The following is a 15,743-nucleotide window of genomic DNA, read 5'->3' as shown; positions in this document are numbered from 1 at the left end:
AATTGAATCGAGAGCGTTCTTCCATGTCCGTCGTCCAGCCTCATCGTCCCAACCGTCTGCCTTTCGCCTTGCGCCCGCTGTCGCAACTGGGCCTGATCCTGAGCCTGGCCAGCGCGCTGCACGCCTTGCCCAGCCTGGCCGACGACGCTCGCCACAGCGTGCAGATTGGCGCCGGCAGCCTGAGCAGTGCGCTCACCCGCTTCGCCAGTCAGGCCGGTGTGAATCTATCAGTCGACCCGGCTCTGGTCAGCGGCCGCAATAGTCCCGGCCTGTCCGGCAACTATGGCGTGGAAGAAGGGTTTGCGCGCTTGCTGCAAGGCAGCGGCTTGCAGCTGCAGCAAGCGGGCGAGGGTGCCTACACCGTGGTGCCGACTGCGCCCGTGGGCAGCGCCGTGGAAATTGCGCCCACCAGCATCACCGGCGGTCAGCACGCCGCCGAGGCTGAGCGCTATGCCGGTGGCCAGATCGCCCGCCGAGGCTCGCAAGGTTTGCTTGGCTCGCGCGACTTTATGGAAACGCCGTTCAGCATGACCACCTACACCAGCGAGGCGGTGAAGAATCAGCAGGCGCGGACCTTGAACGACCTGGTCGCCAGCGACCCGTCCGTGCGCGCCACCAACCCGGCCGGTGGCCGCTTCGAGCAGTTCACCATTCGCGGGCTCAGCCTGTTCAACAGCGACGTTTCCTATAACGGCCTCTACGGCATCTTGCCGACGTACTCCATCGACATGGAAATGGCCGATCGCGTCGACGTACTCAAAGGCCCGAGCCAGCTTATCAATGGCATCTCTCCGCGCGGCAGCGTGGGCGGCGGCATCAACGTGGTGGCCAAGCGCGCCGACGACAAGCCACTGACCGAATTCACCGGCAGCTACGCCTCCGACAGCCAGGTCGGCGGCGCCGTGGACATCGGCCGGCGCTTTGGCGAAGGCAACCAGTTCGGGCTGCGCTTCAACGGCGTGAAACAGTCCGGTGACACCGAGTGGGATCATCAGAGCGTCGACCGCGAAATGGCCGTGCTGGGCCTGGACTTTCGCGGCGAGCGCCTGCGCCTGTCCACCGACATCGGCCACACCGAACGCGACACCGATGCGCCGCAGGAACGTGTGCTGGTCGGCGCCGCTGCGAAGGTGCCGGACGCCGATGACGTGCGCCACAACTACGCGCAGTCGTGGACCAAAGCCCGCACCGAAGACACCTTTGGCGCGGTAAACGCCGAGTACGACCTCAGCGATTCGTTGATGGCCTACGGCGCTGTGGGTGCGCGGGAAAGTAACCACGACTTCCTGCGCCACAACGTGCCGGTCAACAACGACGCCGGCACCTTTGTTGTGCAGCCCCGTGACTTCACCCGCGACGAGTCGGTGCGCACCGCCACCGCCGGCGTGCGCAACTGGTTCGACACCGGCCCGGTCAGCCATGAGCTGAACCTTGCGGCCAGCTACTTCTACATGGACTTCACCAACGGCGGCGCGCGCTACGCCAACGCCACCAGCAACCTCTACAGCCCGGTGCAAACGCCCACACCGACCACGCCGATTCGCCCCGACGCCGAGGTGTACACCGAGAACCGCTTCAGCGGCGTGGCGCTGTCGGACACCCTGGGCTTTTTCGAAAACCGTTTACTGCTCACCCTCGGCGCGCGCTGGCAGCGGGTGCAGGTGGACGACTGGAGCAACGACGTAAAAGGCGACACCGCCTACGACGAAGAGAAGGTCTCGCCCTCCGGTGGCGTGCTGTACAAACTCACCGACGAGCTATCGCTGTATGCGAACTACATGGAAGGCCTGAGCCAGGGCAAGATCGCCCCGTCGACGTCGGTGAACACCGATGAAATCTTCCCGCCGTTTATCAGCCGTCAGGTGGAAGTGGGCGCCAAGTACGACCTCGGCAGCTTCGCCCTGACCGCCGCCGCGTTCCGCATCAAACAGCCAGCCTACGAAACCAACGCCACCTCGCGGGTGTTCGGCCCCAACGGCAAGCGTGAAAACAAAGGCATCGAACTGAGCGTATTCGGCGAGCCGCTGCAAGGCTTCCGCCTGATGGGCGGGTTGATGTACATCGACAGCGAACTGACCGGCACCGTCGGAGGCGTGGCAGACGGCAACCGCGCCCCGGCCACACCCGAATACAACGTTAACCTCGGGGCCGAATGGGACGTGCCCGGCGTGTCGGGCCTGACCCTCACCGCGCGTGGCATCCACTCCAGCTCGCAGTACCTCGACCAGGCCAACAGCAAGCAAATCGATGGCTGGGAACGCTACGACGTCGGCGCGCGCTACGCCTTCAAAGCGGCAGAAAAAGACATCACCCTGCGCGCCGGCATCGAGAACGTGATGAACGAGCGCTACTGGGCCTCAGCCGGCGCCTCTGACGACAGCGAACCGGGCTTGAGTTTGTCGACGCCTCGTACGTACCTGGTCTCCGCCACCCTCGGTTTCTGACCACTGTTTGTTGCGCAACTGTTGCTAGAGCAACACCGGATCAACAGGCTGTTGGCCACCTAACAGCAAACATGACCGCACAACGTGCTCAACCCCGCGCCGCCTCTGGGCTGCAGGGGTTGGCATGAGTGCTGCAATATTCCTTGTGAACAGCGACTCGCTGCTTAGTCCTTCTTTTTAGGCATAAGCAAAGAACGGTCGCCCCGTCATCACAAGGAGTTTTTCCATGGCTAGCACCCCGTACCGCACGCGCCGCCTGGCTCGTTTTTTTTCCGCTGCCGGCCTGGTGCTGGGCGCTTCCATCGCCGCCCTTGGCGCTGCGCACACCGCCCAGGCCGCCGACGCGTTGCCCCAAGAACTGCGCCTGGACTACGCCTACTACTCGCCGACCAGCCTGGTGCTCAAACACTTCGGCTGGCTGGAACAGAGCGTGGGCGAGGGCAGCAAAGTGACCTGGACCCTCAGCCAAGGCAGCAACCGCGCCCTGGAATACCTCAACAGCGGCAGCATCGACTTCGGCTCCACCGCCGGCCTGGCCGCCGTGCTCAGCCGCGCCAACGGCAGCCCGATCAAAACCGTGTACATCGCCAGCCGCCCGGAATGGACCGCATTGGTGGTGGCCAAAGACTCGCCGATCAAAACCGTCGCTGACCTCAAAGGCCACAAAGTCGCCGCCACCAAAGGCACCGACCCGTACCTGTTCACCCTGCGCAGCCTGGAGCAAGCCGGCCTGAGCAAAAACGACGTGGAGCTGGTGCACCTGCAACACGCCGACGGCCGCACCGCCCTGGAAAAAGGCGACGTCGACGCCTGGGCCGGCCTCGACCCGCTGCTGGCCGCCAGCCAATTGCAGGCCGGTTCGCGCATCCTGTACCACAACGTCAACTTCAACAGTTACGGCGTCATCAACGTCACCGAGAAGTTCGCCAAGCAGTACCCGCAAGCCATCGACAAAGTGATTACCGCCTACGAAAAAGCGCGCAAATGGGCGCAGGAAAACCCCGAAGAGCTGGCCCAGATTCTGTCCAAAGAATCCGGCCTGCCGCTGGACGTCGCCAAGCTGCAACTGCAACGCACCGACTTCAGCAACTCGCAACCGGGTGCCGAACACATCGCCGCCCTCAAAGCCGCCGCGCCGATTCTGCTGACCGAAGAACTGGTACGCAAAGGCGTGGACGTGAACGCCGTGGTGGATCAACTGATCGAACCGTCGTTCAGCAAGCAGGCTGTTGCGGCCAAGTAAACGACCCTTGCCGCCCAACAGAACTCCTCCACGAATGATGGTACGGCGGTAGTTGCATCCATTAGGGCCAACCCTATGACAAGCAAAAGCAAAACCCTGCCCCTGTCCACCGAGCGCAGCTGGAAGCCGGCATTCGACAGCGCTGCCTGGAAACGCCGCGCCAAGGGCCTGGTGCTGCCGGTGGTGGCGCTGTTGGCATTGGAGTTTGTAGTGCGTATCGGCTGGGTGCCGGCGTACCAACTGCCGGCACCCAGCGACATTGCCCTGACCCTGCGCGACCTGGCCGGCGGGCAGCTGTGGAACCACATCGGCGCCAGCCTGCTTCGCGTGTTATCCGGCTTTGCCATCGGCGCCGGCCTGGCGCTTCTGGCCGCCGCCTGGGTGGGCCTGAGCCGTGAGGCCGAAGCCTATCTGGAACCCACCTTCGCCGGCCTGCGCGCGATTCCAAGCCTGGCGTGGGTGCCGTTGCTGCTGCTGTGGCTGGGCATCGACGAAACCTCAAAAGTGGTGCTGATCGCCATTGGCGCGTTCTTCCCCGTTTACCTCAACGGCGTAGCGGCCATCCGCAACATCGACCGCAAACTGGTGGAAGTGGGGCAAATGTACGGCTTCAGCGCCACCCAACTGGCGCGGCGCATTCTGCTGCCCGCGGCCTTGCCCGGCCTGTTCACGGGCCTGCGCAGCGGCATGAGCCTGGCCTGGATGTTCCTCGTCGCCGCCGAACTGATCGCCGCCACCAAAGGCCTGGGCTACCTGCTCACCGACGGCCGCGAAACCTCGCGTCCCGACATCGTGCTGGCCGCCATCATCGTGCTCGCCTTGCTCGGCAAAGTGTGCGACGGCGTCCTGGCAAAACTCGAACAGCACTTCCTCGCCTGGCGCGACGCCTTCACCGGCCACAGCGCCGGCCCCACCGAGAACTGAGCATGGCGCAGGCACTTCTGAACGTGCGCATCGAGCGCAAACACTTCGACGCGGTCACCGTATTACGCAACATCGACCTGCGCCTGCACCCCCAGGAAATCGTCAGCCTGCTCGGCCCCAGCGGCTGCGGCAAAAGCACCTTGCTGCGCATTGTCGCCGGCCTCGAACGCGACTTCAGCGGCGCCGTCAGCCGCAGCGAGCAGGGCGCCGATGTGGCGTTCGTATTCCAGGAACCCCGGCTGATGCCGTGGCTGACCGTGGCGCAAAACATCGGCTTCAGCGCCGGCGCCGACTACGACGCGCCGTGGGTGCGGCAACTGATCTCTGAAGTGGGCCTGGACGGTTTTGCCGACGCCTTGCCCAAGCAGCTTTCTGGCGGCATGGCGCAACGTGTAGCGCTGGCGCGCGGGCTGTACTCGCGGCCGCAGGTGTTGCTGCTCGATGAGCCGTTTAGCGCGGTGGATGCGTTTACGCGGATGAAGTTGCAGGACTTGTTGCTGCAATTGGCGCAGCACCACGGCATTGCGTTGTTGCTGGTGACGCATGATGTGGATGAGGCGCTGTACTTGAGTGATCGGGTGTTGGTGATGGGGAGTCAGCAGCCGAGCAGTATCCGACTCGGTCTCGATGTACCGTTGGGGCGGCCGAGGGATCGGCGGGATCCGGAGTTGGGGAAGTTGAAGGGGGAGGCGTTGACTGAGCTGCAGTTGGCGCATGTTATTTGAGGCCCACGTAGGTGGGCCGGTTTGGGATCGAGTCTCGATATGCGCTTTTGATCTGGCTTGTGAATTACCTCGCTGCCTTTATCGCTGGGCGAGTGGTGTGTAGTGAATACCGAACGTTTTGGTGTCGCCCCTTCCTTCGCGCAACTCAAATCGACAATTGCAACACCCTGGTCGCAACCTCATCCCCCCGTCGTTTGTTAACGACCAACTCCCCAATCGCAATCAACCGCGCCCGCGTCACGTTGCGGCTGAGTCCCAACAAGCTCGCCGTATGCACCTGGTTGTAATGACAAAACCGATACGCCGCCCGCAAAAGCGTGTCCTCCACCTTCTCATGCAAGTCGCCGGCTTGCTCCTCAAATAAGCGCAAAAACGCCCGCTCAAGCAACGCCTCGGCAGATTCTTCCGGCGGGGTTTGCACTTCGTCCGGGCGGTCGATTCTCAGGTTTGAAAGACGCAAATCCTCTTCGCGAATCAGGTCGTCGCGGCAGATCAGCAGTGTGTGGTGAATGACGTTTTCCAGCTCGCGAATGTTGCCCGGCCAGCCGTAGCTCAGCAGTTTGCGTTCGGCCTCGGCGCTCAGTTGCACGTCGCCGTAGCCGAGGCGGCCGCTGTAGCTGCGCAGGAAGTAACGGGTCAGCGGCAGGATATCGCCCGGCCGCTCGCGCAAGGGGTGCAGTTGCAGGCTTACGACGTTGAGGCGGTAGTACAAGTCTTCGCGGAAATGGTTGGCGTTAATCGCGCGTTCCAGTTGCACGTTGGTGGCGGCCAGCACCCGCACGTTGATGGCGATGCTTTTGCGTGAGCCCAGGCGTACCACTTCGCGCTCTTGCAGCACGCGCAGCAGTTTCACTTGAATGGCCATCGGCAGGTCGCCGATTTCGTCGAGGAATAAGGTGCCGCCGTTGGCTTCTTCGAACCAGCCGGCTTTGGCGACCAGGGCGCCGGTGAAGGCGCCTTTCTCGTGGCCGAACAGTTCGGCTTCCACCAGCGATTCAGAAAAGGCGCCGCAGTTGACGGCCACGAACGGGCCGCTGCTGCGGTGGCTGAGGTTGTGGATGTGGCGCGCTACCAGCTCCTTGCCGGTCCCGGTTTCGCCGATGATCAGGACGCTCGCCTCACTGGGTGCGACCTGTTGCAGATGGGGGAGAAGCGCCTGCGATTTGGGGTCTTCGAAGACCTGAGCGGTCGCCCGTATCGAGGTAGCCAGTGCGGGAGAAGCGGGGAGCGTTAGCAGCTGCATGGTCGTGCCTATGAGTAAAAAGTCGGAGTCGGCAAGCTGTGGTTCAGCGCCCAGTCGCCGAGTTCCTGAATCTTGTAGTCGACGGGGTCGTGCAGGGTTTGGGTGCGTACGTTGCGCCAGTAACGGTCGAGTCGCAGTGAGGCATGGGTGGCCCGTGCGCCGGTCACTTCGAACAGGCTGCTACAGAGGTCCAGGCCGGTGCGCGTGGCCGACACCTTGGCGGTGGAAATGGCCAGGGCCAGGTGGCCGCGTTCTTCGCTGCTGAGGTTGTGTTCTTTTTGCCAGGCTTCGTCGAGCAAGCCGGCTGCCCGTTCTACCAACAAACGCGTGCCTTCCAGCGCGGCCCAGAATTCGCCGTAGTGGCGCAGTACGTAGGGGTCTTCGCTGGCGTGGTTGGCTTTGGATTTAAACCAGGGGCGGCTTTCTTTGAGGGTGTATTGCCGCGCTTCGTCCAGCGCACCTTCGCTGATGCCGAGGAAGATATGGGCGAAGTGCAGCTGCGCGATCAAGGGGCGCAGGCAGGCGAAGGGGGTGCTCAGCGGGCCGGGGTCGAGCAGCAGTTCCGATTCTTCCACGCGTACCCGTTCAAAGGTGGCGCTGCCGCTGTCGGTTTGCCGCTGGCCCATGTTGTTCCAGTCGTCGTGCAGGGTGATGCCGGTGCGCGCGGTGGGTACGGCGGCGATCAGCAGCTTGCCGCCGGCGCTTTCGTCGATGGCCGAGGCGATGAGCATTTGCGAGTCGGTGGCGCCGGAGCAGAAGCTTTTCTTGCCGGAGAACTCACGGTGGTCCGCGAAAGTTTTCACCACGGTGCGGGTGTCCAGCGGGTTGAGCGCATTGCCCCAGAACCAGTTTTTGCGCGCGGTTTGTTCGAACCACGGCTGCCATTGTTCGGGTTTGGAAAACAGCCGCACGGTGGCCAGCATCAGGTGTTGAAAGCCGAAGACATGGGCGATGGAGCTGTCGACCTTGGCGAATTCACGCACCACCGTCAGGGTCTCGCTCCAGCTCGCGCCCAGGCCGCCGAACTCGGTGGGGATGCTCAGGGCCAGCAAACCGCTGGCGCGCAGGGCATCGCGCTCGGCCTTGGGCGTGCCGCCTCGTTGGTCACGCTCAATGGCGGTTTCGGCGAAGCCGGCAGCCAAACGGCGCGCCGAGTGCAGCGGGTGGGAGTCGGTATTCACAGCGTGATCCTCATGTCGAAAGACGGCGTCGTCGCCTGCAGGCGGCCGTGGTTAAAGAGGGTTTTGCAATCGCTGTACCAGCATCCACACGCCGCTGTTTCAGGCCGAAGGGCAGTACGGCAAGGCGCAGCGGGTGCTGGCGTAGCAGTGGTTTGCTGAATGCCTGTTGCTGGAGCAACAGTTGCTCGCGCGACAGTTGTGCCGCAAACAGTAAAGACAAGGGGAAGGGAAAAGAGGTGCGCTGATCGCTATTTGACCGTACCCACCTTCGCCAGCGCAAAACGCTACATGTAGCGTCCTGTGCACAGAGTTATGCACAGATAGTGTGGATATCTAGGTTCGGTGCCGCGCTGTTGCTCCACGTTCACGGGGTGAGGCGGGGCGTGAAAATGAGGTGCGGAAGATCCGCTAATCGTGCTCGGAGGGATCCTGCTCAGCGTGATTGGCGCGCAGCCAGGCAAGGCGTTGGTGAAGTTGCGCGGCGAAAGTGCGGGCGGCCAATTCTTCGTGAAAGGTCACGCCCCGATAGCCGATACGCACGCGCCAGCATTGCTGCCCGCGCAGCTTCACATACTCGACATGTACGTTGTTCATCACCGCTCCCTGTTCGCAGCCCACGGCGCCGCAGCGCGAAGAGTAACGGGGCGGGTGCGGGCTCGCAATTGCGCTAAGGGCGACAGCGGCAACGCGGTGCGATGTTTTTGATGCGATTGCAGGCCCGGCCAATCGCGGCTGAAGCGGAATGCCGCCCAGCCGCTCCCACAGATTGTGCGTTCCCACAGATGGTGCATTCCCTGTGGGAGCGGCTTTAGCCGCGATTCCTGCAAACGCCGAAGCCGCAGCGCATTAGTACACCCAGACTTCCACGCGACGGTTTTTGATCCGGCCGTTTTCGGCGCTGTTGGCGGCCACGGGAAGCTCATCGCCGAGGCCGTCGATGTCGCGGAACATCACGCCTTGTTTGGCCAGCTCGCGGCGTACGGTCATGGCGCGTAGTTTCGACAGCAATGCGGCACGCGACGGGTCGGCTTTCGGGTCGCCAAAGCCGAGCAGCACGACCTGACGGTTGAGCTTGTTGTTGTCTTTGAGGTAGTCCATTACGCGTTGCAGGTCGTAGTGCGATTTGTTGTCGAGGTTGGCGCTGCCTTCCTGAAAGCGGAAGTTCACCGACAGGCGCTGGGCGTCGCGGGCCAGGTCTTGGTAGTTCTTCGGCATGTCGGCGGTGGGCGCCACTTTGATCGCTTGCACGGTCTGGGCGATAAAGCCGGTCTTGGCGACGATGGCCTGGCCTTCCGGGCTCTGGGCGAATTTCACCAGGGCGTCGGCCCATGGGTTTTTCACCTGGGGCGGCAGGTAGAAGAACAGCCGGCGCGACAGCGGATAGTCTTCGGTGGCGATCAGGCTGGTGGACGGCGGCATGGCCTGCGAGTCGCCGTCGGCGATGGCCACGGCTTTGGCTTGGCGGATGTAGGGCAGGCCGATAAAGCCGATGCCGGCCGGGTCTTTGGCCACTTCATCGGAGAGCTGTTCGCTGGATTCAAAACGCTTGGCGCCGGGGCTCAGGGTTTTGCCGTGGCTGGCCAGTACCAATTCCTTGAAGGTGTCGTAGGTGCCGGAGTTATCGTCGCGGGCGTACAGGTGAATGGCGCCGCCACGACCGCCCAGGGCTTCCCAGGTTTTCGCGTCGCCGGAAAAAATCTGCGCCAGTTGCTCGGTGCTCAGCGCGCTGAGGGGGTTGCTCGGGTGCAGGATGATGGCCAGGCCGTCGATGGCAATGATGTGTTCGGCGCCCCGGCCTTTCAAATCACCCAAGCCGGCGAGGTCGGTGTATTCGCTGTCTTTGATTGGGCGTGACGAAGCGGCCAGGTCGGCGCTGCCGTCTTTGAGGGCAACAAAACCGGTGCCCGAACCATGGGCGGCGACGATGATCACCACGTTCTGGCCTTTGGCGTTCTGGCCGCTCAGGCGCTGTTCGTTGTCATTGCCGGTCGGTTCGGCGCGCACGTTTTTCAGGCCCTGTTGTTCCAGCAAGCCTTTAACCAGGGCGGGGCCCAATTTCGCACCGATGGTGTTGGAACCCTGGATGCGCAACGCCGGCGCGTCGCCCGCCGTGGCGGGGAGCGCGGCGAATACGGACCACGGCAAGGCGTAGCAGATAAAACCCAGAACCAGGAAGGTGACGGTGCGAATCCAAGTATCACGTTCGGTTACAGCAGGGGCGCGCGGCATGCGGCAGGACCTTATTCTAGAGCGGTGGAAAGTGCCCGGAGAATAAGTCGGAAAGGTTGCAGGAAAGTGACAATGCCCGCGCCGTTGCCGTGCCAAAGCAAAGGCGCAAACACGCCAATCAGAACGACTTGCTGACGCTCGCTACCACCGTGGTGCCGCAGGTGTCGGTAAAGCCGAAATTGCTCGCGCACTGATCGTCCGAGAGGTCGGTGTCGATGTAGCTCAGGCCCCATTTCAGCTCGAACAGCTCGTAGCTGAGTTTGGCTTCCCACTCGCGGTATGAATCGGTGCCGGTGCCGTTTTGCGACCAGAACAGCGGGTCTTTGAAGTCCATGCGGCCGTAGCGCAGCAGCAGGCCGACGTCGGCGGGCAGGGTAGTTTCGTAGCCAACGTAGGTATAGAGGGTGTCTTGGTTTTTGCCGACGATGTTGGGCGCGTCGTTGGAGTAGTAGGCAGCGGCCTTGAAGCCATAAGCGCCGAGAATGCCGTAGACCTCGCTCTGGTTGAACTGGCCTTCTTTCGGGTAAGCGTATTTGAGATAGCCCAGGTCCAGGCTTACGTCCTCGGTCGCCTGCCAGAACCAGCCGGCGTAGTAGTCGACTTCTTGCCGGGTTTTTAGGCCGAAACCGAAGTCCACATTCGAAGTCCAGGCGCCGGCGTACAGGCCGCTGCTGTGCAACAGCGTGGCGCCAGCCTGGGCGGCGGGGTCGTTCTGGGTTTGCGAAATGCCACGGGTGCGGTAGTCGCTGGCCAGGGTCAGATCGACCTGCACGGCGAAGTCGTCATTCAGGGGAATGGCAGCCTGGCTGAGCAGCGGAAACAGGGCGAGGCCTGCGAGCAAAACGTGCTTCATGGTGTGATCCCGATGTTGTGGTTTTTATGGGGCGGGGTGAACGGATAGGTCCGCCGTGCGTGCAGCTTGCCCTCTCCCTAACCCTCTCCCGCAAGCGGGAGAGGGGACGATCGCGGTGCTTGAAGCCAGGCGTTCGCGCTGTTCTCCCCTCGCCCGCGCGCGGGAGAGGGGCCGGGGGAGAGGGCAAGGCGGCGCACGGTTATTGCTCGGCGGCGTACACCTGCTTGCCGGCGAAATACGTCGCCAGCACCTGGGTTTCGCCGAGGGCTTTGGCGTCCACGGTGAATACGTCACGGTCGAGAATCACAAAGTCGGCGGCCTTGCCGGCTTTCAGCGAGCCGATCTGTTTTTCCAGGCCGATGGTGCGCGCCGCGTTGAGGGTGTAGGCGTAGAACATGGTGTCGCGGTCGATGCGTTCGTCGGCGTTGAGCACGCCTTCTGCACCTTCGCGGCTGATGGCTTGGGCGATGGCCAGCCACGGACTTGGGCTCGACACCGGCCAGTCGCTGGCGCCGGCGATGGTGGCGCCTTGTTTGAGCAGCGAGTGCGCCGGGTATTGGTAGCGGAAGGCAAACGCGCTGACGTAGGGCTTGACCATGTCGATGGTGTATTCGTCGCCAGCGGCCCACAGCAGCTGCATGGCGGCGATCACGTCTAGCGGTTTGAAGCGGGCAAATTCTTTCGGATTGACCAGCTGTAAATGGGTAATCGAATGGGTGATGCCGCTTTGCCGGTCTTTGCGCGCCTGCTCGATGCCGTTCAGCGATTCACGCACGGCGCGGTCGCCGATGGCGTGGATGTGCACCAGCCAGCCGCGGGCGTCGATGGCGCTGACCAGCTCGCCGAAATGCGCCGGGTCGATCAACAGCTCGCCGCGTTTTTGCGAGTTGTTGTACGGGTCAATCAAGGCCGCGCTTTGCGCCGGGTATTCGAGCACGCCGTCGGCGAAAATCTTGATGCCGGGCAGCGTCAGGTTGGGGATGCCTTGGAACTGGTCATGCACTTTGGCCAACACATCCAGGTCGCGCGGCCGGCTCTTGCCGTTGGCCACCAGCAGCGCGGCAACGTGGGCCGTCAACTGGCCTTTTTCTGATAGGGCTTTGTACACCGGCAACACGCCGACGGATTTTTCCGTGGGCTTCATGGCAAACACCGCTTCGCCGGGCGCGGCGTTGGCGGCGGGGTCCATCCAGGCGGTGATGCCCAGGCTGTTGTTGTAGGTCACGGCGGTTTGCCCAGCCTTGTACATCACCGCGTCGCTTGGCGGCGGCAGCACGGCGGCGGCACGGTCCCAGCCGGCGTCTACCAGAAAGCCGTTGGGTTCGCCGTTGGCGCGCTTGCCCACGGTGTCGGCTTCGGCGGCCGGCAGCTTTTTGATCAGCGCGGCGTCGATGCCGGCGCGTTTGAGCATGGCGGCGTTGATCCAGCCGGTGTGGTGATCGCTACCCATAAAGGCGATGGGTTGGTCGGCCCACTCGCCGACGTTGAAGCGTTCGCGCAGTGCTTCGGCCTGGGCCCAGTAGGCCGAGTTCATGCCCGCTACAACGAGCACCGCGCCGTGCCCGGCTTGGCCGTTGGCGCGCCAGCCCTGGAGGCGTTTTTCCAATTCTTCAAGGGGCACGACTTCGTCGGCCATGTTCGCCGAGGCCATTTCCAGGCCGCCATACACGGCGTGGGAGTGGGCGTCGATCATGCCCGGCATGAGCGCTTTGCCGCCGAGGTCGATGACGGTGGTGGTGCTGTCGGCCAGCGCTTTAATCTCAGCGTCGCTGCCCACTTGCAAAATTTTGCCGTTCTCTACGGCCACAGCCTGCGCCTTGGGCGCGCTGCTTTCGGCGGTGAACACCTTGCCGTTGAACAACACCAGATCGGCAGCCGCCATCGATTCCATCGAGGAAAAAGCCACCGCCAACGCCAGCAGGTTCGGAATGAACCTTTTCATGGAAAACCCCTTGTATTTATTGGTCTGGTGGCGAGACTAGCGGCTGCGTTGGGCTGGCAGAACGGCTGCGCCGCGCAAAACCCTTTTGCCTGAGAGGAAAAACTGCATGGACAAGCTCAGTGCCCTCGGCATGTTTGTGGCCACCGCCGAACACGGCAGTTTCAGCCGCGCCGCCGAGCAGTTAGGCAAAACGCCGTCGGCGCTGACCAAGGCCGTCAGCCACCTGGAAGCCGAGCTGGGCAGCCGCCTTTTTGAGCGCAGCACGCGGCGCACGGTGCTCACCGAAGCCGGGCGGCTGTACCTGGAAACCGCGCGGCAGGTGCTGCAGCGTTTGCATGAGGTGGGCGAGGAGATTGGCCAGCTGCAACATGGCCTGCACGGCAACTTGCGCATCACCGCGCCGCTGGCGTTTGGCCGGGCGTTTCTGGATGAAGTGTGTGCGGGGTTTCTGGCGGCGTATCCGCAACTGACCGTGCATATCGACTTGTGCGATGCCTTTGTCGACTTGGTCGAGAGCGGCTATGACCTGGCGCTGCGCGAAGGCCACAGCGATCTGCCCGGCCTGATTGCCCGGCGCGTGGGGCGCAATCGCATCTTTATTTGCGCGAGCCCTGCGTACCTGCAACGCCAGGCCGAGCCAGTGACGCCAGGCACCGTCAGCGCCCATCAGTGGCTGGTGTACCAGCACCCGGCGCTGGATAAACACCAGTGGTTTGTCGAGCGCGACGGCCAGCGTCTGACCCTGGCGCACCCCACCAATACGCGGCTGCGCAGCGACAACTATGACCTGTTGTTGGCCAGCGCCCTGGCCGGCGCCGGCCTGCTGCATACGCCGGAATGGAGCGTGGTGCCGTACCTGGCCGATGGCCGTTTGGTACGGGTAATGGCGGACTACGACATCGACCCCGATGCCTTCGGCCCGCACATTCTGGCGGTGTACCCCAGCCACCGCCGTGCCACGGGCAAGGTGCAGGCGTTTATCGATTTTCTCGCTGCGTTTCTGGCCCAGCGCGGGCTGGATGGAACGACTTAGAAGAAGCGGGTGACGCCAGTGGGCCGGTCTCCAACAGGCTGGTGTTGCGCAGCTCGATGACATCGTCGCGGTACGAGGTGTCCGTCTTTCGGTCACCCGTGGCGGGCTGGTAGAAAGCGCCTTCGCCGCGCTAAGCTCGGCGTTCGTTGCCGCTTTTGTTGCCGCCGACCCTCACCTGCCGACCTTCACTGCCGAGAGTTTCTTATGCCCCAGCAATGGCCCGCCGCCGATATCGCCCGGTTGATCCTCGACGGCTTCGATGACTATCGCGAGCATTTCAAACAGATCACCGACGGTGCCCGCGCCCGCTTCGAGCAAGCGCAATGGCAGGAAATTCAGCAGGCCTCCGCCGCGCGCATCAATTTGTATGAAGAAAAAGTTCACGAAGTCAGCCTGCGCCTGCGTCAGGCGCACGCCGATGAGGTGCTGCTCGATGTGCACCTGTGGCCGCTGGTGAAAAGCGCCTACATCAACCTGATCGATAGCCGCTTCGACGACGAGCTCGCCGAAACCTGGTTCAACTCGATTTTCTGCGGCCTGTTCAGCCACGACCTGATCAGTGACGGCTGCATGTTTATTCACACCACGCGGCCTTCCTTGCGTAGCCACGAACGCGGCGCGCAAACCCGCACGTATATGCCGCAAGTGAACCTGGCCGGCATGCTCGAGCAGGTGTTCACCGACTACCAATTCAGCGTGCCCTACGAAGACTTGAACCGTGACCTGGCGCGCCTGGAAGGCCAACTGCGCGCCAACCTGCCGGACTGGGTGTGCAAAGACCCTGAGCTGTGCATCGAGCTGTTTTCCTCGGTGCTGTACCGCAACAAAGGTGCCTACCTGGTGGGGCGCATTTACACCCGCGATGAACAGTGGCCGCTGGTGATTCCGCTGCTGCACCGCGAGGAGCGCGGCATTCAGATTGACGCCTTGATTACCGATGAAGCGGAAGTGTCGATCATCTTCTCGTTCACCCGTTCGTACTTCATGGTCGATGTGGCGATTCCCGCGGAGTTTGTCGGCTTTCTGAAACGCATTCTGCCGGGCAAGCACGTCGCCGAGCTGTACACCTCGATTGGCTTTTACAAACACGGCAAATCCGAGTTTTACCGCGCGCTGATCAACCACCTGGCCAACACGGATGATCGTTTCATCATGGCGCCCGGCGTGCGCGGCATGGTCATGAGTGTGTTCACGCTGCCGGGCTTCAATACCGTATTCAAAATCATCAAAGACAAATTCTCGCCGTCGAAAAACGTCGACCGCGCCACCGTGATCGAGAAGTACCGCATGGTGAAAAGCGTCGACCGGGTAGGGCGCATGGCCGATACCCAGGAGTTCGCCGACTTCCGTTTTCCCAAGTCCAAGTTCGACCCCGAATGCCTGGCTGAATTGCTGGAAGTGGCGCCGTCTACCGTCGAGCTCGAAGGGGAAACCGTGCTGGTGCGCCACTGCTGGACTGAACGGCGCATGACGCCGCTGAACATCTACCTGGAACACGCCAACGAAGCGCAAGTATTGGAAGCGCTGGAAGACTACGGCCTGGCCATCAAGCAACTGGCGGCGGCGAACATATTCCCCGGCGACATGCTGCTGAAAAACTTCGGCGTCACCCGTCACGGGCGCGTGGTGTTTTACGACTACGACGAAATTTGCGCCCTTACCGAAGCCAACTTCCGCGTCATTCCGCCACCGCGTTATCCCGAAGACGAGATGTCGTCCGAGCCGTGGTATTCGATCGGGCCGCTGGACGTATTCCCCGAGGAATTCCCGCCGTTCCTGTTCGCCGACATGGGCCAGCGCAAGCTGTTCAGCGAGCTGCATGGCGACCTGTACAACGCGGACTACTGGAAGAGCCTTCAGGACGCGATACGCGCCGGCAAGGTCATCGACGTGTTCCCGTACCGGCGCAAAGAGCAACTGAACTGA

General features: G+C 62.7%; 12 protein-coding genes. 6 read left to right on the top strand and 6 right to left on the bottom strand.

Annotated elements, in window-relative coordinates:
- The first annotated feature begins 23 nt into the window (after positions 1-23).
- The 4 genes from ACZZ0Q_RS12815 (at position 24) to ACZZ0Q_RS12800 (ending at position 5,336) form a co-directional block, all read left to right on the top strand.
- Positions 24-2,444 carry a TonB-dependent siderophore receptor gene (locus ACZZ0Q_RS12815; protein ID WP_463542056.1) on the top strand — a complete coding sequence of 807 codons (2,421 nt, stop codon included), beginning with the start codon at positions 24-26 and terminating at the stop codon, positions 2,442-2,444.
- 226 nt (positions 2,445-2,670) lie between these two features.
- Entirely contained in the window at positions 2,671-3,687 is a 1,017-nt protein-coding gene (locus tag ACZZ0Q_RS12810; protein ID WP_463560633.1) for an aliphatic sulfonate ABC transporter substrate-binding protein, read from the top strand.
- 75 nt (positions 3,688-3,762) lie between these two features.
- A complete protein-coding gene (locus ACZZ0Q_RS12805; RefSeq protein ID WP_463542058.1) occupies positions 3,763-4,611 on the top strand; it encodes an ABC transporter permease in 849 nt (282 codons plus the stop codon).
- A gap of 2 nt (positions 4,612-4,613) precedes the next feature.
- Positions 4,614-5,336, top strand: a complete 723-nt coding sequence (locus ACZZ0Q_RS12800) for an ABC transporter ATP-binding protein (protein WP_463560631.1) — start codon at positions 4,614-4,616, stop codon at positions 5,334-5,336.
- A 145-nt stretch (positions 5,337-5,481) separates the two neighbouring features.
- Here the strand turns inward: ACZZ0Q_RS12800 and ACZZ0Q_RS12795 are convergent, their stop codons facing one another.
- From ACZZ0Q_RS12795 to ACZZ0Q_RS12770, 6 genes are all read right to left on the bottom strand, one after another.
- Positions 5,482-6,579, bottom strand: a complete 1,098-nt coding sequence (locus ACZZ0Q_RS12795) for a sigma-54 interaction domain-containing protein (RefSeq protein WP_463542059.1) — start codon at positions 6,577-6,579, stop codon at positions 5,482-5,484.
- An 8-nt stretch (positions 6,580-6,587) separates the two neighbouring features.
- Complete coding sequence (locus tag ACZZ0Q_RS12790) at positions 6,588-7,760, bottom strand: acyl-CoA dehydrogenase family protein (protein ID WP_463542060.1); 1,173 nt, start codon at positions 7,758-7,760, stop codon at positions 6,588-6,590.
- 408 nt (positions 7,761-8,168) lie between these two features.
- Positions 8,169-8,354, bottom strand: coding sequence for a hypothetical protein (locus tag ACZZ0Q_RS12785; RefSeq protein WP_463542061.1), 186 nt, complete (start codon positions 8,352-8,354; stop codon positions 8,169-8,171).
- A 252-nt stretch (positions 8,355-8,606) separates the two neighbouring features.
- On the bottom strand, positions 8,607-9,989 hold the full coding sequence (locus tag ACZZ0Q_RS12780; RefSeq protein ID WP_463542062.1) for a substrate-binding domain-containing protein: 1,383 nt from the start codon (positions 9,987-9,989) through the stop codon (positions 8,607-8,609).
- A 118-nt stretch (positions 9,990-10,107) separates the two neighbouring features.
- Positions 10,108-10,842: a TorF family putative porin gene (locus tag ACZZ0Q_RS12775; RefSeq protein ID WP_463542063.1), complete on the bottom strand. Its 735-nt coding sequence runs from the start codon at positions 10,840-10,842 to the stop codon at positions 10,108-10,110.
- Positions 10,843-11,041: 199 nt separating this feature from the next.
- Positions 11,042-12,784, bottom strand: a complete 1,743-nt coding sequence (locus tag ACZZ0Q_RS12770; protein WP_463542064.1) for an amidohydrolase — start codon at positions 12,782-12,784, stop codon at positions 11,042-11,044.
- 106 nt (positions 12,785-12,890) lie between these two features.
- On the opposite strand from ACZZ0Q_RS12770, the gene ACZZ0Q_RS12765 reads away from it, so the two are divergent.
- Both ACZZ0Q_RS12765 and aceK read left to right on the top strand, forming a co-directional pair.
- Entirely contained in the window at positions 12,891-13,817 is a 927-nt protein-coding gene (locus ACZZ0Q_RS12765; RefSeq protein ID WP_463542065.1) for a LysR family transcriptional regulator, read from the top strand.
- 204 nt (positions 13,818-14,021) lie between these two features.
- Entirely contained in the window at positions 14,022-15,743 is a 1,722-nt protein-coding gene (gene aceK / locus ACZZ0Q_RS12760; protein ID WP_463382543.1) for a bifunctional isocitrate dehydrogenase kinase/phosphatase, read from the top strand.

The organism is Pseudomonas sp. AC070 (assembly GCF_979258635.1).
This window is presented reverse-complemented; position numbering and strand designations above follow the sequence as displayed.